This is a genomic window from Fibrobacter sp. (assembly GCF_017545445.1).
In the GTDB taxonomy this organism is placed as follows: domain Bacteria; phylum Fibrobacterota; class Fibrobacteria; order Fibrobacterales; family Fibrobacteraceae; genus Fibrobacter.
The window spans coordinates 1-21,247 of sequence record NZ_JAFWOM010000122.1; the positions used below are offsets into that span (position 1 = coordinate 1).

General features: G+C 46.7%; 14 protein-coding genes. 2 read left to right on the top strand and 12 right to left on the bottom strand.

Annotated features, from left to right (window positions below; genetic code table 11):
* From leuS to IKG78_RS13455, 3 genes are all read right to left on the bottom strand, one after another.
* Nucleotides 1-2,193: leucine--tRNA ligase (gene leuS, locus IKG78_RS13445; RefSeq protein WP_290944355.1), on the bottom strand; the 2,193-nt coding region annotated here is incomplete at its 3' end.
* Nucleotides 2,194-2,321: 128 nt separating this feature from the next.
* Nucleotides 2,322-3,641: a hypothetical protein gene (locus IKG78_RS13450; protein WP_290944357.1), complete on the bottom strand. Its 1,320-nt coding sequence runs from the start codon at nt 3,639-3,641 to the stop codon at nt 2,322-2,324.
* 185 nt (nt 3,642-3,826) lie between these two features.
* Nucleotides 3,827-4,270, bottom strand: a complete 444-nt coding sequence (locus tag IKG78_RS13455) for a hypothetical protein (protein ID WP_290944359.1) — start codon at nt 4,268-4,270, stop codon at nt 3,827-3,829.
* A 261-nt stretch (nt 4,271-4,531) separates the two neighbouring features.
* On the opposite strand from IKG78_RS13455, the gene IKG78_RS13460 reads away from it, so the two are divergent.
* The gene (locus tag IKG78_RS13460; protein WP_290944361.1) at nt 4,532-5,350 is read left to right on the top strand and encodes an outer membrane beta-barrel protein; all 819 of its coding nucleotides are present in this window, start codon (nt 4,532-4,534) and stop codon (nt 5,348-5,350) included.
* 297 nt (nt 5,351-5,647) lie between these two features.
* On the opposite strand, the gene IKG78_RS13465 is transcribed toward IKG78_RS13460, so the two are convergent.
* The 6 genes from IKG78_RS13465 to IKG78_RS13490 form a co-directional block, all read right to left on the bottom strand.
* A complete protein-coding gene (locus tag IKG78_RS13465; RefSeq protein WP_290944363.1) occupies nt 5,648-8,710 on the bottom strand; it encodes a fused MFS/spermidine synthase in 3,063 nt (1,020 codons plus the stop codon).
* Between the two features lie 96 nt (nt 8,711-8,806).
* A complete protein-coding gene (locus IKG78_RS13470; protein ID WP_290944365.1) occupies nt 8,807-9,970 on the bottom strand; it encodes a hypothetical protein in 1,164 nt (387 codons plus the stop codon).
* Nucleotides 9,971-9,996: 26 nt separating this feature from the next.
* The gene (locus IKG78_RS13475; protein WP_290944367.1) at nt 9,997-10,941 is read right to left on the bottom strand and encodes a DUF6175 family protein; all 945 of its coding nucleotides are present in this window, start codon (nt 10,939-10,941) and stop codon (nt 9,997-9,999) included.
* 55 nt (nt 10,942-10,996) lie between these two features.
* Nucleotides 10,997-12,574 (bottom strand): FecR family protein, encoded by a 1,578-nt coding sequence (locus IKG78_RS13480; protein ID WP_290944369.1) that lies wholly within the window; start codon nt 12,572-12,574, stop codon nt 10,997-10,999.
* A 47-nt stretch (nt 12,575-12,621) separates the two neighbouring features.
* Nucleotides 12,622-13,560, bottom strand: coding sequence for an FISUMP domain-containing protein (locus tag IKG78_RS13485; protein WP_290944371.1), 939 nt, complete (start codon nt 13,558-13,560; stop codon nt 12,622-12,624).
* Between the two features lie 20 nt (nt 13,561-13,580).
* Nucleotides 13,581-15,119 (bottom strand): hypothetical protein, encoded by a 1,539-nt coding sequence (locus tag IKG78_RS13490; RefSeq protein WP_290944374.1) that lies wholly within the window; start codon nt 15,117-15,119, stop codon nt 13,581-13,583.
* Nucleotides 15,120-15,240: 121 nt separating this feature from the next.
* On the opposite strand from IKG78_RS13490, the gene IKG78_RS13495 reads away from it, so the two are divergent.
* Entirely contained in the window at nt 15,241-16,140 is a 900-nt protein-coding gene (locus IKG78_RS13495; RefSeq protein WP_290944378.1) for a PD-(D/E)XK nuclease family transposase, read from the top strand.
* Nucleotides 16,141-16,243: 103 nt separating this feature from the next.
* Here the strand turns inward: IKG78_RS13495 and IKG78_RS13500 are convergent, their stop codons facing one another.
* The 3 genes from IKG78_RS13500 to IKG78_RS13510 are packed head-to-tail and all read right to left on the bottom strand — an operon-like array spanning nt 16,244 to nt 21,217.
* Nucleotides 16,244-17,923, bottom strand: a complete 1,680-nt coding sequence (locus IKG78_RS13500) for a hypothetical protein (RefSeq protein WP_290944381.1) — start codon at nt 17,921-17,923, stop codon at nt 16,244-16,246.
* 27 nt (nt 17,924-17,950) lie between these two features.
* Complete coding sequence (locus IKG78_RS13505) at nt 17,951-18,238, bottom strand: hypothetical protein (RefSeq protein ID WP_290944383.1); 288 nt, start codon at nt 18,236-18,238, stop codon at nt 17,951-17,953.
* Between the two features lie 27 nt (nt 18,239-18,265).
* A complete protein-coding gene (locus IKG78_RS13510; protein ID WP_290944386.1) occupies nt 18,266-21,217 on the bottom strand; it encodes an FISUMP domain-containing protein in 2,952 nt (983 codons plus the stop codon).
* Between the last annotated feature and the right edge of the window lie 30 nt (nt 21,218-21,247).

Consider the following 21,247-nt stretch of genomic DNA (forward strand, 5'->3'; position numbering starts at 1 on the left):
ATCATCGTCGTCACCCACCACAGAGCGCCAAGCGCGGCCGAGGAAGCGGTTCATGCCTTCAATGCCCTTGGTCTGCCACGGCTTCACGGCGTCGAGCGGACCCATGAACATTTCGTACAAACGAAGGCTGTCGGCACCGTAGTCGCGCACGACGTCATCCGGGTTCACAACGTTCTTCAAAGACTTACTCATCTTAGCCACAATCTGCTTGAGTTCGATGTCCGTACCCTTCTTGAAGTACTTGCCGTTCTTTTCTTCGACTTCGTCAGTCGGGACCTTGGAACCAGCGGCATCTTCATATGCAAAGGCAAGAATCATACCCTGGTTGAAGAGCTTCTGGAACGGTTCGTCGGTAGAGACGAGGCCGAGATCGAACAAAACCTTGTGCCAGAAACGGCTGTAGAGCAAGTGAAGCACGGCGTGTTCGGCACCGCCCACATAGAGATCAACCGGCATCCAGTACTTTTCGAGTTCCTTTGCTACAAATGCGTCACCGTTGCAAGCATCGATGTAGCGGAGGTAATACCAGCAGGAGCCAGCCCACTGCGGCATGGTGTTCGTTTCTCGGATACCCTTGCGGCCGTTCTTGTCGGTCACCTGGAGCCATTCAGTGGCGTTTGCGAGCGGGGACTGACCGCCGTCACCCGGCTTGTAGTCCTTGAGTTCCGGCAACAGCACCGGCAGTTCGGCATCATCGACGGTCGAGATTTCGCCATCTTCCCAGTGGATGACCGGGAACGGTTCGCCCCAGTAGCGCTGGCGGCTGAAGAGCCAGTCGCGGAGCTTGTAGTTCACCGTAGCCTTGCCGATCTTGTTCGCTTCGAGCCATTCGATGACCTTCGCGATGCCCTGCTTCTTGTTGAGGCCGTTCAGGCAAAGCGTGTCGTTCTGGCTGTTGATGTAGGTGCCGTCGGCAGCCCAGCAAGCTTCGCCCTTGAGCACGAGCGGCTTTACATCTTCGGGGCAGCTTGCGTCCGGTTCCATGATGCAGATCACCGGGAGGTTGAACTTCTTTGCAAAGTCAAAGTCGCGAGTATCGTGAGCCGGCACAGCCATGATAGCGCCGGTGCCATAGCCCGTCAAAACGTAGTCAGCAACCCACACCGGAATCTTCGTGCCGGTGAGCGGGTTTACGGCGTAAGAACCAGTGAACACACCAGTCTTTTCCTTGGCGAGTTCCGTACGGTCGAGATCGCTCTTGAGAGCGGCGGCGTGAACGTATTCTTCCACGGCAGCCTTCTGTTCGGCAGTCGTGAGTTCCGGCACCATTGCGTGTTCAGGGGCGACGACCATGTAGGTAGCACCAAACAGCGTATCGCAACGGGTCGTATAGACGCGGAGCTTCTTTTCGGTCGGCTTGCCGTTAGCGTCGGCAATGGCAAAATCCACTTCGGCACCGTAGCTCTTGCCAATCCAGTTCTTCTGCATGTCCTTCACGCCCTGCGGCCAGTCGAGCTTGTCGAGGCCCTTCAGCAGGCGGTCGCCATACAGCGGGATGCGCATGAGCCACTGCTTGAGGTTACGGCGTTCCACTTCCTTGGTGCCGCACTTTTCGTGGCTGCCATCGTTCAAGACTTCTTCGTTCGCGCAGACAATCTTGCAGTGCTTGCACCACCACACCTGAGCGTCGGCGTAGTAAGCGAGGCGCTTAGAATCCTTGTACTTGCGAACTTCTTCCTTGCCCTTTGCTTCGACATCGGCAGGAATCGGGAGTTCTTCGATGGGGCGGCCCTTCTGCTGGTCTTCATCGAACCAGGTGCCGTAAAGGCGCTTGAAAATCCACTGCGTCCACTTGTAATACTTCGGGTCGGTGGTGTTGACTTCCTTGTTCCAATCATAGCTTAAGCCGAGGCGCTTGATCTGGCGGCGGAAATTGTCGCAGTTCTTCTTGGTCGTGATGGCCGGGTGCGTACCGGTCTGAATAGCGTACTGTTCTGCAGGGAGACCGAAAGCGTCCCAACCCATGGGGTGGAGCACATTGAAACCGCGGCTGCGCTTGTAGCGGCAGATGATGTCCGTTGCGGTGTAACCTTCGGGGTGACCCACATGGAGGCCTGCGCCACTCGGATACGGGAACATGTCCAGGCAGTAATACTTCGGCTTGGACTTATCTTCGCCCGTCTTGAAAGTTTGATGTTCTTCCCAGTAGGCTTGCCACTTGGTTTCGATCTCTTGCGGATTATACTTAGCCATTGTAATTGTCCTTTAATTTTTCCGCGGTAAATTTAGCAAAAGGCGAGAGCCACGGCAAAAGTGTGCAAGGCGAGAAAGAGCAAAAACAGAAAAGCCCCGCTAAGCGGGGCGACTTTCAAAAGAGCAAATCAATTATTATTTCCAGACCGACCAAAGATATATTCCTCAAGGACATTGTTTCCAGAAATGCAGCGGTAAATTCTGCCAGGGACGTGCGGTTCTGGTGGAAATACCGTTTCTACGCCTTCTCTTTCAGCGGTACATTCCTGACCACTATGAAAACTTGGGTCAGTTTCACGTTCCTGATCTGTTTCTAAAGTCCAAGTTCCATTATCGCGATACCGATAATAATTTTTCGGCATGCAGTAATCATACATTTCATCGATCCATTCGCTTGGACCACAAAAAGGCATTACCATGTCATTATAACAGTCTTCCAACAAACCTCCTTCACGGTCCCCCACTTTTGCATTTTTCGGCAATTCCAAAATATCGTATTCTTCATCTGTCAAACCACTTTTTCGTGAATCCGTATATTGCCGCGGCACAAATTTTGCAGGTTTCCATTTGCCATATTGACAGTAATAGTTGCCTTCGGGCGACACATGATATAAGAATGGCGTAATTTCATCCCAAAGATGATGACTGAAATTGCTAGAATAATCTTTTGTACAATAGCCATGTTCCAAATCAAACGTACATTCCGCCCAACCAGAATTGTATCCATCATCGAACAAGTACCGATAATACTGTACTTCACCATTCGATTCAATTGAGCAAGTATCACCGAGAGCCGTTTTTTCCGTCATGCATTCGTAATAAGCTTCTGTAGTATTCTTCCATTCACCATGACTACACGCAAAAAATACCGTAATATCGTTTGTATCAACGCTATGATAAGTCAATTTTTCCTTGAGCCCTTCATTCGCAGCATTACACTCCTTAGTCATTTTCTCCAAGCCATAAAAAATATCCCACTCGTCATTTCCTTTGTATATATAAACGATTCGAGACTCATGGCCCCCAAAAAATCCCACTTTTTGAATTCTCGTACAAACATCGCCCACATTCGCACCAGTCGTATCACAAGTCACCGCAGGGGTTTTCTGAACCCACTCCCCCTTTTCGCATCTATAGTACCCCAAAGAACCATACTTGATATTTCCGACCCACATCGTATCGACAACGCCTTCATTTTCGGCAGTGCATTCTTTGCCATTCATGAGCGATACAACCTCAGACGACGAGGACTGAATAGCCGAAGAAGACTCTGGAATTGCAGAAGACGATTCAGGAGCCAACGACGGGGATTCCGGCAAGGGTTCCAAAAATGCCAGTGATTCTTCGTTGATGGCAGACGTAGTCTCGCTACAAGCTACGAATGACAAAGGTATGGATACGGCAAGAGCGATAGCCATAACTACAGTAGTATGAGAAAAGCTTTTCATGTATACACCTTTCTTATTCATAGCTTAATCTACAAAAATATTTGGACATCTAAACATCCTCCTAATATGTTCATTAAACATACCAACTTTTTTATCAAAAAAAACACTTTTTGCGATATATGTAATAAAAAAAAAGCCCCAGAAGGTGACCACCCTTCCAGAGCTAAAATTAGAAGTCTACGCTGTTAGTTTTCGCCGTTTTTAATCTCCAATTGTTCACGGTCCATGGTGTAAGCCAAGTATTCCTTGAAATCACGATTGATTTCCACTTCAGGAGGCTCCATATATCCAGATTTGTTAACGTCCCAAACCGATGGATTATCAAGCCAACCACGCACATCGACACCACCCAAGCTTATGGACTTGTCGCCCGGGCCCTTGGCAAGCATTTCAATCTTGGATTTTGTAACCCAACCTTGTCCGCATTTTCCTTTGACCAAAACCGCAGTATCCGATTTTTTCAGAATTGCAAGTTCGTCATTAAAGCCAGCCGTGCAAATGACTCGACCACCTTCTTTTTCAGAAGTAATCTCGACATCTCCACGTTTCGACTTGACAAACTCGGCTCCAAACGATGTTGAAACCATAAAAGCGAGGGCGACGAGCGCCATTATCTTTACGTTTTTCATGATGTCCTCCTTGATTTTATTAGAACGATCAACCGTCCCATCAAGCAAATTACAAAGTAAAGTTTACACAGACCATGGGATAAATAGTCCCACTTAGAATAAAATCGCTATTTTCGATGCTATAAAAACAACGATTACTGATTCTGTAAATTTTTTTTTCTTATCTTTTCCGACTCAATAAAATATTTTTAAGTTGTTGAACCATCTATGTTTTGTTATAATTCAGTCATGCCTTTAAAAAAATCTTGCATACTCGCGTCCATGATTTTCGCACTCTCAATGAGTGCCTTCGCACAATCCAGTTCCGATGATGATGATTGGCTTTCTGCCGATTCTCCAAAGCCCGCAACAAGCGAAAAAAGCACCGGTTCCTATGATGGAACCTCTGACAGCGAATTTGCAAACGACGAAGAATATGCAAGCGCCTACGCCAGATACAAGACGCAGACAACTTCACGTTCTGAAATCAGCAAACAACGCAAAGAAGGCTTTTCGCAGTCCGTCTTTGTCGGAGCACGTGTACAGGGCGGTTTCAACACATTCCTTGGTTCCAATTCCGATGGATGGGGAGCAGGTTGGAATGCCGGTGCAGGTCTTATTATCAAAATTTCAATGTTCACAAAAAACTTCAGCCTCGTTCCAGAACTCACGTTTAACTACCGTCACTATGGTTACGAAAAGGACATGGAAGTTTATACGAACAAAGCCAAGCTCAACATAATGTTATTTGAGCTTCCGATTATGTTCCGTTATACATTCGATCAATACGACTTTTTTGCCGCAGCAGGTTTGCATCTCGGACTGAAGTTAATGGGCGACACTGAATTCAGTTCCGAAGTCAAAGAAGGGACTTCTTCTAACGGCACAAGCAAAAGCTCCAACACATTTGTTTCGACAAACATGGAAGTGGGCCTCGCGCTCGAAGGCGGCTACATGCTGACAAGGAACGTTCATGTGAACCTCCGCGTAGTCCAATGTTTCACAAACCTTTTGAACCAAGGTCTGACAGTGGAGCAGTCTTTCACGAACTCGACACTCCTCACGTTCTACACGAACCTTGGAATTTCGTTCCTGTTCTAGGAAATAGGACGTTAGGTATTAGGTTATAGGTTTTAGGAAGCCACTACAATAGATTTAAAAAGGAAGCGTTAAACGCTTCCTTTTATTTTTACATATCAGTCACATTGAGCCGCAAGGCGATATACGATACTTGGGGCTTTAGTCCCTTAGTAGAGTTAAGCTCTTTGAGCTAACATCCAGTAAAGTCTTGAAACTGCAATAAATATTTGCAAGAACTGTCACTGGATCCTTTGACGCGCTGCGCTTGCTCAGGATGACACGCAAAAAGCGCCGCGCGCTCAAGATGACTGTGAATCCTTACTTCACCTTGATTCTCGGGATTTCCTTCTGGATGAGGAGTTTCTCAATCGGAGCAAAGTCTTCGTGTGGCTTGATCGCTTCTTTATAGAGCACATTGGCAAGCGTCGGATTGTGAGCGAGGAATGCTACAAGAATCGCGTTGCGCAAGAAGAACTCATCCATCGCGGCGACTTCGTACTTCTCGTAGAAATTCGCAACGTATTCCGCAGCGAGCCTGTAATTCTTGGCGCGGGCCGCTTCCATGATGTTGAACTCATCCACGAACGATTCCGGTAGCACGCCCGCATTCACGAGATTGCGAACTTTGACGTAAACCTTGTTCGTATCGCGAGCTTCCATCGGAACGCCTCGCATCCATTCCACGTATTCCATGCGGAACTTTTTCCAATCCGGAGAAGTTTCATCTACCTTGAATTTCGGGCGAACGAGGCTATCCACCGCCGTCGCAGAATCAGCGACATTTGCAGGAGCGACAGACAAAGAATCATCGACCTTAGCAGAATCGTTGCCGTTCACAGCGAGCATCGCCGAGATGCCTTCGAAAATTTTCATGCGTTTTTCGACTTCCTTCATGTATGCCAAGAGAGCGCGTTCGCGATACTTGTCCGTCCCCGCCTTAAGCATGGACTGCACCTTTACCGGGCGGCGCAATGCATAATCTGCCGAATCCAAATATTCCGGCCAGCAAATTTCGCAGCTGTCGAACACCTGCACAATGCGAGCGTTCGAATGCACAAAGCGAGCTTCTTCGGCCTTGTTATCGACCATCGGGATAAACGTGCTGTTCGGTTCCACGCCATCCAAGAGCGACTTCACCATCTTTGAGGTAAAAAGGAAATTCTGTTCGCCAAAGAAGTCCGGGTCGCGGTGGATGCGCTTGAATTCCTTCACAAGCTCGGGATCCGTATGGAACCTTCCAATCGCGCGCTGCATCACCGGTTCGTCACTAGCCACAATGATGATATCCGGTTCTTCAGGAGCCTTGTACAAACTCACGTACGGGAATGCCACATCGAGAGCCTTCAAGATGTTGAGGAACAGCAAGTCATTAAATTCATACGTCTGGATCCATTGCACCCAAAGTCCGCCCGGCTTCATGTAGCGGCGCATCTTCGTATAAAATTCATGGCTGAACAAGCTCGCGACACCGCTCACCCACGGGTTACTCGGCACGCTAATCATCAAGTCGTACTTGCGACGGTTCGTGAGGAAGAACGTCTGCGCATCGTCAATGAAAATGTGAATGCGCGGATCGTCGTAACCGCGAGCGTTCCACGGATAAAATCCTCGAGCGAGGTTCATCATTTCTTCTTCGATTTCCACGCAGTCAAAATCGCGCACCAGCGGGTCTGCGAGCAAGTAATGCGCACCCATGCCGCTGCCAAATCCGACCATTGCGGCATCATACGGTTTGTCCTTCATCGCCATCGGCATAAACGCGGTCGCCGCCTGCGTGAGTTCGTCGCCTTCAATCGGGCGTTCACGATTCTTGCTCATGCTCGCATCGGCCTTACCGTTTGTCTTTACGTAATAATGCACATCGGATTCGTGGAAACTAATCGTCGCCGTTTTGCCGTCACGCACGATAATCTTCTCGTCCGGATGCAAATTTTTAAACGCACGGAACGCACCCGACGTAATCATGTGCGGGTCGAAATTCACAAAGAACGAAGGCAAAATCATCATCGCCGTCATCACATAGAACAGCACGCTATAGCGGAACTTTTTGCGATAAATGACGAGCAAAATAAAACCAATCATAAAGTCTAGCACAGCAGCGAGCACCAGCGAGCCCTTGAGCTGCAAAAGCGGTAACAGCAAAAGTCCACCGCCAGCCGAACCGAGAATCGAACCCACCGTATTCCAGCCATAGACCTTGCCAATCGGGGCTTCGCTCTTGAACGCACGTGTCAAAATCAACGTAATCAGCGGAAGCGTCATGCCTGCGAAGAAGCTCGTCGGCACCATCCAGAAAATCGAAAGCACATACTTGAAAATGCTCCAGCAAACATAACCGTCATTCGTCGTATTGAAAATCTGGTTCGCAATGTTCATGCCTTCCCAGAACGGCTTGTAGAAATACAACGTACAAAGCGCAAAGAAACCCATGAAAATCTGTGCAAGCGAAAGCACCACGAGCGAGTCCTTCTTCAAAAGCTTTCCGCTCACGGCGCTGCCAATCGCAAGTCCCAAAATGAACGCCGAAAGCATCTGGTCAAAGCTGTGGCTCGAAGACCCCATCAACAACGAGAGCAAACGGATCCAAACAATTTCATAAACAAACGAAGTAAGACCCGTAATTCCGGCAATCCAGAACCACATATTCTTCGGCGGCATCGCGAGCTTGTGTTCCGCCACATAATCTTCATTAATCGGTTCTGTATGCGCGGCATTTTCGCGAGATTCCGCCACCTCGCCACCTTCTTCTTCAACTTCTTCCTCGTACGTCGAAGGCGTCGAATAACCAATATAACAGAACACCGCCGCCAACAAGAAGTTGATTGAAGCCGCCACGCAAAGCGTCGCATGGTTACCGAGCACAGGAATCAACGTGTAGCTTGTGAACAAAATGCCAATCGCACTGCCGAGGCTGTTCGTAAAGTAAAGCATCGGAAGCGAAACTTCGGCACCGCTCTTGCGCATAAGCCCCGCCGCAATGAACGGGAACGTCATGCCGACAGCAATCGCAATCGGGAGCGTCGAACCCGTCGCCAAAATGACCTTGACAATTTCTGCCCCACGCGAACTCAGGCCCGCCACAAAATTTGAATCGTAAAAATAATCCGTGAGCCAAATGTAAAGCGGATGGTAGATGATTCCGCCGATGCCAATGCCAAGTTCCACCGCCGCATACCCAAGCAGCGGGCGCTTCACGCGCTCCACGAGTTTTCCCGCGACAAAACTACCAATCGCAAGCCCGCCCATGTAAATGCAGAGCGTGAGCACCTGGCCGTAACTGGAATGTCCGAGGAAAAGTTTGAGGTACCTGGCCCACGAACCTTCATAAATGAGTCCTGCAAAGCCAGAAAGAGCAAAAAGTGCGTAAATAACGATATTCATGGTGCAAATCTATACTAATTAAATGGTTTTATCGTCGCTAAGACGCATTTTCCATGTAATTTTTTCGAGACGCACAGAAATGCACACACAATACCCTTAGCGCAGGCTTTCGATGCGAGAAATGGACATTTTAGAAATCGCCTTTACATGGGCAGATTCCTCATCGCGGCCAACCCCTTGAGGCTGCTCCACAACTTCGATATCCCCCGATCTCAACTTAATTGTCGCACGGGAGGTGTAAAGGCTCCGCGAAGAATTCACTTTATCGCTAAATTCAAGCGTTGCAACAAGTTCAGGGAGTCCGGCACGGTCAGCAATGGAAATTCCGGCATCGGTCAAAAACTTTTGGAGAGCACCGCATTCGGCAGAATTCCCGCTACACACGAGCTTGTACAACTTGCCCGTCTTTTGAGCGCCATAACTCACGACTTTATTTTGCAATGCGGACTGGCGTACAAAACGAAAATTCATATCCGCATGGACCGTCACTTCGCCGCTAGGTTTCAATTTCTTAATGTTTTTCAGTTTAAAAACAGCACTGCCTTCAGCATTCGTTTTCGCATTATCGACTTCGATTTTCTCTTGTGTCAGCACCAGCGGAAAATTAGCAATCGGCCCAGCAAAATCAGATACCGTTACACGCAATTCTCCTGACGAAACCTCGGTTTCAAAATTCACGGTCTGCATCGATGAAACCAAAAATTCCGTCAATTCGCCAAGCGTCGTTTCGAGCTTCAGCTCTTTGGGCACTTTTTGCACAAACGAAAGATTTTCAAGTTGGTCGTTGTAAGAACGAGCAAGCTTTTCGAGGAGAATCATTTCGCTTTCCATTTTGCGATAATCGCGATCGAGCATATCGAGGCGAATCAACGAATCTTTCGTTTTCATTTGCGACTTGATTTGATCCAAATCCAACAAAATTTTGGAGGCGAGCAAATCCAAATCCACAGTCACCGTTGATTGGAACATCCCATTTTTCTTGGCTCCGGTCTGAATTTTTGCACTTTTAAGCAAAACGTTCGTCGAAACCGACTTTTTGCTGTCAGCGGTCGATGCTATAGAGCCATCCTCTTTTTCCACCGTACGCGTTTCGAGCGAAGACTTGACTTGAGCTCCTATTTGGAGAGCCACCCCTTCCATCGCTTTTTTGTCGGCATCTTTTTGCGAAACCTTAGATGTCGCCGTATAAGTGACGACATTAGCCGCTAAAGAAAAACTTGCAGTCAAAAGACCAAAAAATATTACTTTAAATAAATTCATAACAAATCCTAACCACTAAACACCAATCACTTGATCTCCAAAATAATCAGCTTCTTGGTGATGTTCTGCTTGCGAACTTTGGCAAGGCCGCTCAACGCTTCCACAAATTCGCCATAGACCATCTGCGCATCTTCGTACTTGTCAGGATCTACGTAAACAAGCAAATCGTAAGTGTTGCGGCTCATCGAAACAATTTGCATCTTGTTGAATTTCTTGCGGATTTGCAGCGATACGATATTTGAAATTTCTTCAGCTTGGTCGTCGGTAAAATCACCCGTCAAACGGACAACAACTTTATATTGAACGCCCATTTCCAACTGAGAAGCCATGCGGTCGCGAATTTTATTTTCAAGATTTACGATAGCGCTTTCCATGGCCCGCTGCACCAATACGCGCTGCGATTGTCCGCCCTCTTTTTTCTGACGAACCGATTCGCTCGCCAAAAGATTCGCCGTAGAGGCCTCGCTCGCGTTCAAATCCACGACGATATCGTTTTCTTGAATGCTCCCCGCATACGTAATGCTGATATCCGCACCTACCGAAAGCCCCGCCACGTACGACAAATCTTCATCATTCCCAGCAATATCGGACTGGAGCTGGATGACTTCATCTAGCTGAGCTTGACTTTCAAGGCCGACCACAGAGTAACCGCGAGATGTGAGGTACGAGTTAATCGTTTCCATCGCGGTCTTTGCAAACGGGTTATTGCGGACAACATCAATCGATGCCGCCATCCGCCCCGACAGTGCAGGAGTCACCAAAACTGTAGGCGCATTCTTGAACGCGACAGTCGAAAGCGGAGCCGATGGAGCCTCGCTACTTGTTTGAGGAGCAACAGGCGCGGAGTTCTGCCCCTCCGAATAAGCATTTTCAGCTTTTTCACGGACGCTGCCGTTATCGTTTGCTGGCGGATTCCCAGCACAAGCAGCAAAGAGAACCGCAACAAGAGCTCCACAAAACAGTTTTTTCATACTCACTTTCCTTTATCTAAATTCATTTTTCTATACGAACCACTAACCACTTTTATCACTCATGCGTTAATTGTCCGCTTTGCTTTAAACGCTCATATTCTTGGTCCAGCGGCACAACCGTATTTCTAGCCTTTCCGCCGGGATGATTCGACACAAGGCAATAGACTTCGAATGTCTTTTTCGCACGGAACTTTTTACCGTTCTTGAGCGTAGCGACCACTTCGAAATCAGCAATTTTGTTACGTGCAATCGTCACAGGAACTTCGTAAGCAAGCGAAGTCAGTTCATTCTTGCCAAAATTCTTGAACGGCTTGCCATTGCGCAAAACAGATAGCGATTGCAATTGGTTCAAATCTGTTGCAGAGATTTCAGCTAAACTAAATTTCAAATTTGTGTTCAGCTCTTTTGCCGGTAAATCAAGATGAATACGTTCGCTGCGAGGGCCATTCACTTTTACAGACAATTTCACATTTTTCGATGCGTCAGCAGCCGTTCCAGCACTTTGGTTAGACGGATCCGCACGATTTTCAGAAGCACTTCCATCAAGCGTAGATACAGGAGCATACTCCGTTACCCATGTATAGCATGGAAATTCAACATGGCCGTCGCTGCAACTGGCCAAGAATCTTTTAGAGCCATATTCAGAATCATCCCACTCAAACGTCCGCTGGTAAATGCCGTTAGCTCCGATGGAATCCGATTCGCCAAGCACCATCACCCAAATACCGGGTGTTGCACGAGCCGTAAGCGTGACTGTAGGCACAAACAACGTATCGGCAATCGGCGTTGCACGAAACTGAACTTTTTTCTCAAAAATTTTCTGTTCCTTGACAAAAGCGTCATCAAATTTTTTGAGCGACTTTTCCAACACCGCAACAGAAACTTCGGGCAAAGCAAACGAATCAATAGCTTTCGAAAGAGCCTCCGTTCCCGATGATGCCAAATTTAGTACCTTGGCTTTTCCTTGTTCATCGACAAACACAGTCTGCTTTTTCACGATCGAATTCGTTTTACCAGACTTGTTTGTAACATCCAGCATCCCCTCTTTGAGCGAGGCGAACATTTTGCCATTGAGGTTCCCGACAAAGCCCGCAGTTCCACGGATAGCAGCAGCAGCCGTTCCCGTTGTGAAACGTAATTCACGTTCACGCTGTTTTTGAACATCAAAATGAACACGCCCATACTTGATATCGAGCAATATCAATTTTTTTTGTCCGTTCTTTGATTCCGCCGCTAGCTGAACCTCCGTCTTTTCGGGAATCTTTAACGCCGAACCATCTTGAACCGCTAAAACAACCTCGGCAGCCTCAGCCGTTCGAATTTTGTCATTTTCGACAACCTTTTTATTGACAAGCAAGCGCATCCAATCTTTTTGCCTTTTTTGAATTTCTGCATTGCCCACAACAAAACGGCTACGGCATTTAATAAGCGAAGAGGATTCCGATGATTCAGTTTCCTGAGCATCGCTTTGAAGAGACTCCTTTGACGGAGACACCTGAGTCTGTTTTACAGATCCGCTCAGAGGTTCGGCCTTACGATCATCGGAATCGTTACACGACGACAACAAGGCAAGAGCGAAAACGCTCAAGCCAAAAATCACCCTTTCCCTAATTTTTTCCTTAAACAACTTCATAATCGGTATTTTTTAAAAATAGCATAAATTGCTAAAAACTAGAAAAGCTACTTGAAATTATCGACTATGCAGCGAACGGAAAGCTTATACGATTTAGAATATTCGCCATATTCTATATTATCCGACGCATTTCTCAAGCCAACAAATTTTACAAGAGTACCATCCTCATCAGAAGCACTCCAGAAAAACGTAGCAAAGCCGGGCGCAATATATTCCCCATCTTCAGCATCATAATATCCCGCAGGAAGCGCAGAGAATCCGGCATCATTATTGGCACTTTTCCATTCAGCATTTTCAGACTTCATATAAAAGCCTGCATAAGCAGCATTTCCCAAACTCGTTTCAAGCGTTTCCCAATCATTCAATTCGGGCAAGCGGCTACCTTCTGGGCACGCAATCTCAGCATCTCGCCATGGATAAAGGCGACCATACTTTTCGCAATTTTTAGAATCGTCTTGATTGCAAACGGAATTTGTCGTGTTTATTTTCAGATTTTCAGCAAACCAGCATTGAGTTTTGATACGAATCGTTGCATACGACGTTCCGCTTTCAGAATCTTCAAACTTTGTTCCACACTTGAACAACACCACAGTTGAACTTGATGAGTTGACAGTCTGCGAACCTGAGGACTTTGCCGATTCCGTGTTCGAAGATTCAGGATTCGTACTACTTGACGATGGAGCTTTCGCCGACGAGCTTTCTACGTCATTGCGAGAGTTAGAAGAACTCGAAGCAACCTTCTTTGCGCTACTAGAGTTTATCGCGTTACGAGAACTAGACGACCGTACCTTGGCACTCGACGACAAAGTCTCTGAGCCGGTTGATGAACCTGTCGAAGAAACCGACGATGAACTTTCCACACTAGCCTTAGCATCCTGCATCAAATCAATATCGTAATCATCAATAAAAGTACACCCCACAAGAAACATCAAGGGGATTGCCACGACCCAAAGGGACTCGCAATGACACTTTCTTTCGTCAACCATTTTTATCCTTTCGTCTAGCATTATAACCCCCAGTAGAGCGTGACGTAGCCGCCCTTGCCCAAATTCGTAATCACATCAAAACCGCCTTCAGCACCAAACATCCCGAAATTCACAAACAAACCTGTCTTAAACTGCATCCATTCTTCGGAATCATCTTTCGGAATTGCGATAACAGCAGTTTCACGCAAGCCAAAGTTTTTGTAACCAAATTCCGCTTGCACGACTGGAGCGATATACCCTCTTCGCAACCCCTCGCCAAAGCCTAGGCCTACAAAAGCCCCCGCACCAAACGAAGCAAACAAATCCGCATTTTCACCAAAGCCAATCTTGACGCGAGCAACAGCCATCAAATCCGTCAAGACCATCAAATGTCCTTCATTGAGAGCGAAAGCCTTATAATTTTTGTCATTGAATGGAGCAAAAGCCACACTCACCCCCACCCATGGCGAGAAATGCGGTCCGTGACGTTTATCGATCTCGGCAGCGACATTCGCCTGTTCAACCGCATATAAACTATCCCGTACAGTTTCGTCTTCTTCGGGACCAAAATCAACTCCATCGTTGTTGCCCTGATTTTCCCAAATCCAGCGCCCGTTCAGAGAAGTTTCTTTTTGCGGATAATTCACCGAGCCTTCAAACTTCTGAGGCTTACCGCGCTTCATCACCACCGGTTCGCCATCAACATTCACCGAACCCGTTTCGAAGCGGATACGCACCGGACTTTCTTCCACAGGACCAGCACTAATCCGACTATGGAACAATTTAACACCATTCAAGTAATAGGCACTGCGGACTGGCTTAGCGATATCCATAAAAAGCGTCGGAGATGCACTCGTATCCGTTTTATATACAGCAAGCGAACCATTACGTGTCAAATCCGCATTCAGGCTGTCCAAACGCTCCAAAAAGAACGGAGCAAAGCCCTTTCCATCCTTGCGAACCGCCATTTCGCGACATGTTTCACCCCACTTTTGTGCAATTTCAAAAGCGTGTTTGCGATGGATGGGTTCGTATTGCAACGTAAAATCGTAATTTGCCTGGAAACCATTGCTCAGCGGTTCTAGATAAACGCCGCCGTCCAAATTCAAGAACTGGTCCTTGCTCTGAGCAAAACTAAACAGAGCATCGACACAAACTTCGATTTGCAACTTGCGATCTTCAAGCCCACGAGCCGTTTCCATGTGTCCCAAACGAACCTCGCCCGTAACCTTCATGTACTTTTCTTCGAACGCAGGGAGTTCCACGCGATAAAACGCCCAACACCCTTCATCCATCACGTCATTAATGCTGATCATGGCGCAACGGTCGTTCATTTCCGCAATACGACTTGCCTCAGCAAACAACGAATCAAGGCCTTCATTTTTACCCTGTACGGACTGTTTCAACTTTTCGAGTTCCGCTTGCCGCTGGCGGAATATGGCAGGATCTTGTACAAAGATGGATGATGACTGCGATGAGCTTACAGCAACTTGTTCGCTTGCATTCGCAGAATCTTCTGCAAACGTAGGCATCGCAAGCACCGCGGCAGTAAACACAGATAAAAGGTATTTAGAATTCATAAGCTACTTTTGTTTGTAAAAATATTTTTTGTCTTCGGTTGTTTGCAAAATTCACCCTTTTTCGAGAAAGGGCGTTTTTTCTTTGTAAATTTACTCTTCTAAACCAAACGAAGGACCTTTTATGAGCCGTTCGCAATTCATTGCATTTGTCAAGGATGTTCACGCCCATCCCGAAAGATTGGCGTATTATCGCAAAAAATATAAGAATGTTTATCCGTTCAGCGACGGAATCTTCAAAATGCTTATGGCTAACGAGGCTAAGCCCGAACGTACTGTAAAATTTCTGAATGCCATGCTCGGACTGTATGGCGGCAACGCCATAAAAACGTTTATTTTGGGAGTTCCCGAAAATCCAGGAGTTCTCAACGACAAAACAGCGATTTTCGATATTTACGGCATCACAGAGGCAGACAGCCCCGTTCTTATCGAAGTCCAGCAATACTACAACACGCTTTTCATAGATAGGCTCATTTACTATACGGCACGCGTTATCTCGCGCACAGTCAAAAAATCGCAAGATTACAATCTGCCTCATATTTATGTTCTTTCGCTCTTGACAGAAAATCAGTTTCCTATGGAGAGGAATACCTATCTGCACCACGCACAACTCGTTCGCAACCGCCATCTTTTTTACGACAAGCTTGACATCTACCTGATTGAGCTTGAAAAATTTTTCAGCATCGATGACTTTACCCCGCCGAAAAAGCGAGACATGTCCGACAGAACAGAAATGTTGCGTATTTTTAGGGATATTCTTGAAGAAAAGGAAATTCCAATAGAAAAACTGAAAAAACTCCTTGACAAGGATTTTGCACATGATGTATCTTTTAAAGAGTCCACCGACGAAATACTTCTGAACGAGGTTGACGGAATGACGGACATGCTTTATGAAAAACAGGGGTCCTACTTGCAGGGGCAGGAAGATTTGGTCAAGACGTTGATTGATGCCGGAAAAATTACGGCTGAAGAGGCTGAACATTTTATAAAACTGTCCATGGAGCAATGGCAAAAAAAGAAATAATTTGCATTGTTCAAAAAACGACATTGCACATCGGGAGACAACTCCCGATTGGTGTATGTTTAAGCTTATGTCGTGCTGCACGGAAAACTGATCCATAATCCAGCTACTCCAGCCTCGTTCCTTGCCAATTTACCCAACTCGGATAAAGAATTTCACGAACTTCGCTTTCGCTTGCATTTCCCCACACATCAGGAATTCCTCCGCAATAGGCTCGAACACGGTTCTCGCCAAAAATAGCAACCGCATTTATAATCGCTTTCACACCCAGTGACGCAGCATCGCTAGAATAGCGATGTTTTTTAACGAAAGCCATCATCTCATCCCCCTGAATCCAACGTTTTTCACCCAAGTACCCGACCACTACCGTACAAAAGGCTTCGTCATCCGTACCCTTGCGACAACGGACAGCCTCTGAAAAAGCCTCCTGCCAAAGAACATCATCAGGCGGCAACTGATAACCAAACAGAACAATATGGCGAGCCTTACGGAGTAACACGCGTGACTCGCGCTGAACTTCATCCAAAAATGATGTGGGCATGCCCTTAATCATCGTCTGCATAATCATCGGAGCGTCACTTGCAATCGTTTCGGCACTACAGCTGATACACTCAAGAGAATCGTAACGGAGACGTTTTTTCCATTCTTTCTCCTTTTCGGTTCGGTTAAAATCAACATTTTCGAACAAAGGAACAGGAAACGGAGGATTTAAATGTTTGGAATTATAACCCCATTCGTCCCCCAAATAATACATCATGCGGCCACATGAAGGGCACTCGCGCCAGTTACAGCAACCATGTGCAAAGAAGAATGATCCGATACGCCATATCGGAGAACCGGATACCCGACATTCGTTATTGCGAAAAACCGAGGTCTCGTCCTGAGAATAAGAAAATTTGTCAACAGAGCGAGCTTCTGACTTATCCGAAATTTTACGACTTTTACCAGACACTCCGAAAAAAAGCCACTGTTCCATTTTTTGTGAGGTCTGCGGCAGATAGAAACCATTACTATTCACCTTGCGGTTCGCATTAAACAGAAGCCACAAAAAAACCGTTTCAAAATTGAGTGTGATGATGGCATTCGAAAAATTATAGAAGGCAGGCTTGGTAAAATCACCATATTTGTCAGCAAATTGCCTACCTTCCTTTTGCATTATTTTCGCTACAGTTTCATTAAAAGCCACATACTTCTGAAACTGTTCTGCATTTTTTCCTTTAGAAAGTCTATACCAAGCGTTAGCAAACAAGATATTTGTAAACAAGATTAGGCAATTGCGAGCCTTGGGGAGTCGCCCCGGTTCGATAAGAACGGTGTCGCCGTTTTTCACGGTCACCGTAATACCCTGCTTGTCGCGAAGTTTCATATCAATCATGGTATAAACATCGCGGATAAGATTATCCTCAATTTTGTCGTGCGGACAAACCTTAATGATCTGCTTTAGTGCATTCCAATCATATTCGCGGCGAAGCTCCATGACTCGACTGCGGAGCAATTTTTCGTCAGCATCGTTTCCAAAGACGACGCGAGCATTTTTCACATCTTCGTCTTCAACGACACACCAATTTTTCTCTAAATTATCACCCAAAAATCGGATAAAAGCAATCATTACTTCAAGATCGCGAGATTCGAAATTATAATCCGCGAAAACATCCTCTAGACATCTACCATGCCCAGGTTCAACAAGAGCCCTAAAAAATTTCGACTGAGAATCACTCTGTGGCATTCCCAGCTGGGCTGTAGCGCCAGCACCTATGAACAAGACTGTTTCTGGAAAGGATTTCATTTATTTGTCCATAATAGTGTACAAAAATTAGGCAATTATTGAAACGGACTCTATTTTCAAATCATCGGAAACCAACAATTCAACTTTTTTATTATTAGAAACGGCATCACGAAGAAGAGCGAATTCCCATTCACCCCAATTATTTTCCTTCCCCAATTTCGATGGAGTTTTTTGCAATCGGGCATTCATCCCATCAACAAAAACATTGTATTCAGTTCCATCCTTTTTAAGAAAAAAGCCCTCACAGCCTTTTACTACCACAGAACCATCGGAAGACAATTTTGTAATCGTACATTGAATTGTATATGACATCATTCTGTCCCTATGTTAATTTATTTCAAGTTAATCCTTTACACAACGGACTGAAATACCGTAGTTCTTAGTCTCGTTATCGTTGAAGAACGCTTTGCTCACACTCACAATCCAGTCGTTAGCGCCAGCAATGCCCTCAGTAGAACTCCAGAAGAGGGCACTGGTGCCAATGCTGTAGAAGCTACCAAGGTGACCGTAGCCAGCCGGGAGAGCGGAGAATCCGTAGGCATCGGTCGCATCGGGCCAGTCCGCCACACCCTTCGCTTGCATCGCGTAGGGGCTGTTTCCGATAGCAGAATACAGGATGTTCCACTCATTTCTGTTGGGCAGATGCCAGCCTTCAGGACATACACCACGAACCTTGCCGGAAAGTCCGCAGGTCTTGCCGTAGCCACAATCCTCTTCGGACTTGCCCACCGCCGCAGCCCATGTATAGAGCCTTCCGTACTTTGCGCAGCTGTCGGCAGAATTGTTGTAACAGAAACTTTGACCATCGACTTCATAGTTTAGGTTCTCCGCCATCCAAATCTGAGTCCTAATGCCAATTGTTTTATAAGTTTTTCCGCCATACTTTATCGTACCCTTGTTCAAATTTTCAAAATCATACTCCCACCCCTTTTCACTACACTTATCATAAGATTTTTGTCCGTCAAACATCATGCTTGCGCCATAAATGTAGCTGTTACATCCCCTATTCCAACTAATTTCCGTACTGTCAGCCATCCTGAATTCACCATTGTCGCAAACATACTTCTTTTCCTTATTCACACGACCCACAAGAATCGTACCGTCGCCATACTTGCCATTTTTCGAGCAACCATCTCGTGACTCATAGGTATCGTTGTAGATGTCAGGAGCAACCACCCACTTGCGCGGCACATTGCCGCTCGGCTGCGCCGTACAAACGTAATAGACATCATTATACTTGACGGTTGAAGTATCGCCATTTATAAGACAAGCCTTGCCTTCCGCCTTCACAAGTAAACTATCCAAGTCCGTCCCAAGCCGCCAATTATTGTTCTGATAAACGTAAGTCAAGTTCGAATTTACGCGACCATTACGGACAGTTCCCTCGACAAACTTGTGCCCCCAAGTTGCCGTATCTTTTTCAATGTCAGTTGCCGCACGCCATGTTTGATTCACACACTTATACCAATTCTTGTTTGGCGCTAAGGCTACAGTATCTTGACGGAATGTCACGCACCCCTTACCAATCAGACTATCAACATCCGTTCCCTTACGCCAGTTCTTGTTTTCATAAACATACGTTTTATTTGTATTCACCTTGCCGTTATGGACATCGCCATCCTTAGCATTTTTAAATTCTTTAGCCCAGTCCATTGTATCCTTTTCGATATCCGTCGCCACACGCCACTTGGCACTATCCGCATTTGCGCAAATAAAGCGGACTGCTGTATTGCTTACATCCGTATAAGTAGTCGCATAATACTTCTTGGAGTTCTTATTCGACACGTTCTTCACCGTTCCCACGGCAACATCATCGCCACACACACCGAGGCCGTTTTCGACACTAACGAACCTGCGAATATACTTTTCAAAATGCGGCACGAAACCTGTAGAAAGTCCCCAGCCTTCCACGTTGCTACGATAGGTTGCAAACTTGCCCTGTGCATCCTTGCTCAAGGCAGAATCAGCAATTTCCGCACGCTTCGCCAAATCGTCCCAAGAACTGTCAGTACTGAAATCGGTGCTAAAATCGGTCAGCAATTCCGTAAGTTCAGCTTCGCTGCGGTCGCCCTGCAACAGGATAGAAATTGCAAGCAAGGCCGCATCGGCCTCCGTCTTTCCAAACACATCCAGATCTTCTGAATAGCCAAAGCCTGTAGCGTCAATATGGAACGCATTGAAAATTTCCTTTTCGGCCTGTTTCTTGACTTTCTTGATGTTAAGCGTTCCGCCCCCCTTACGCAATAATTCCGCCACGCGGTCATATTCCAAATGCGTCAACAAGTTCACGTTCACCGTATTGCGGGCGTAAAGATCTGTCACCGCATTCAGCGTTATCGGAGACACCGAACGTTCGCCAGTCACCTCGTTACGATAGTAGCCGTTTGCCGACAAGCGAACGTAACTGGACTTAAGCGTCACATTGCTCATATTGAAACGACCATCGTCCTGAGAAATTGTCCCACTGAAAGTGCGCCCCGTCTGCAACAGCGACTTGCTGCCGTCCAGTTCAAACGCCGTCACCGAAGCCCCCTTCACGAATGGCCCCTTCTGCGACACGCCGCTGATACTCGCATTTTCGATTTCATAAACTCCGCTCGTATCAATACCGCTTGTATCCGAGCTACCGTTTCCGTTCGAACCTCGCAACGACATCGTAAACGAATCAGCGCCGCACTTGATTGTCACCGTAGAATCCGTCTGGCTAGCAACGGAACAACCAGCGCCATCATTACCATCCTTGCCAGGATCTCCCTTTTCACCCTGTTTACCGGGATCGCCCTTTTCGCCTTGCAGACCTTGTTCACCCTGCTTGCCGTTTAGTACAACACCCACGGAATCGCCACCGCAAATAACCTTAAGACCGGATTTGTCGGCTAGCGTCACAACCGAGCAGCCTGAACCGTTCTTGCCATCTTTTCCGGCTTCACCTGTCGCACCGTCTTTTCCATCCTTGCCGTTGGTGCCGTTTTTCCCGTTCAGCACAACTCCGACGGAATCACCGCCGCAAATAATTTTCACGCCGCTCTTGTCTTTGAGTTCCTTTGTCGTACACGAATAGTCGCCAGCTGCAGAAATCCATTCGCCATCGACACAAACTCGTGCCGATTTTTCACCCTTCACAAAAGCCTGTTCGCCTTCGTTGTCTTTAGTACACTTCGGAAGGTTCTTTGCCGAAGAGACTACTTCCATAGCCATCTGGTTGACTTGGGTAATGTTTTCCGTCGTTTCCTCGCCACAGGCAATGAAAAGGAATGCAAGGAAAAGCAAAGTCAAGAGGGTTATTTTATTCATAAGATCATCCTCAGATTATCAGAATCGTAA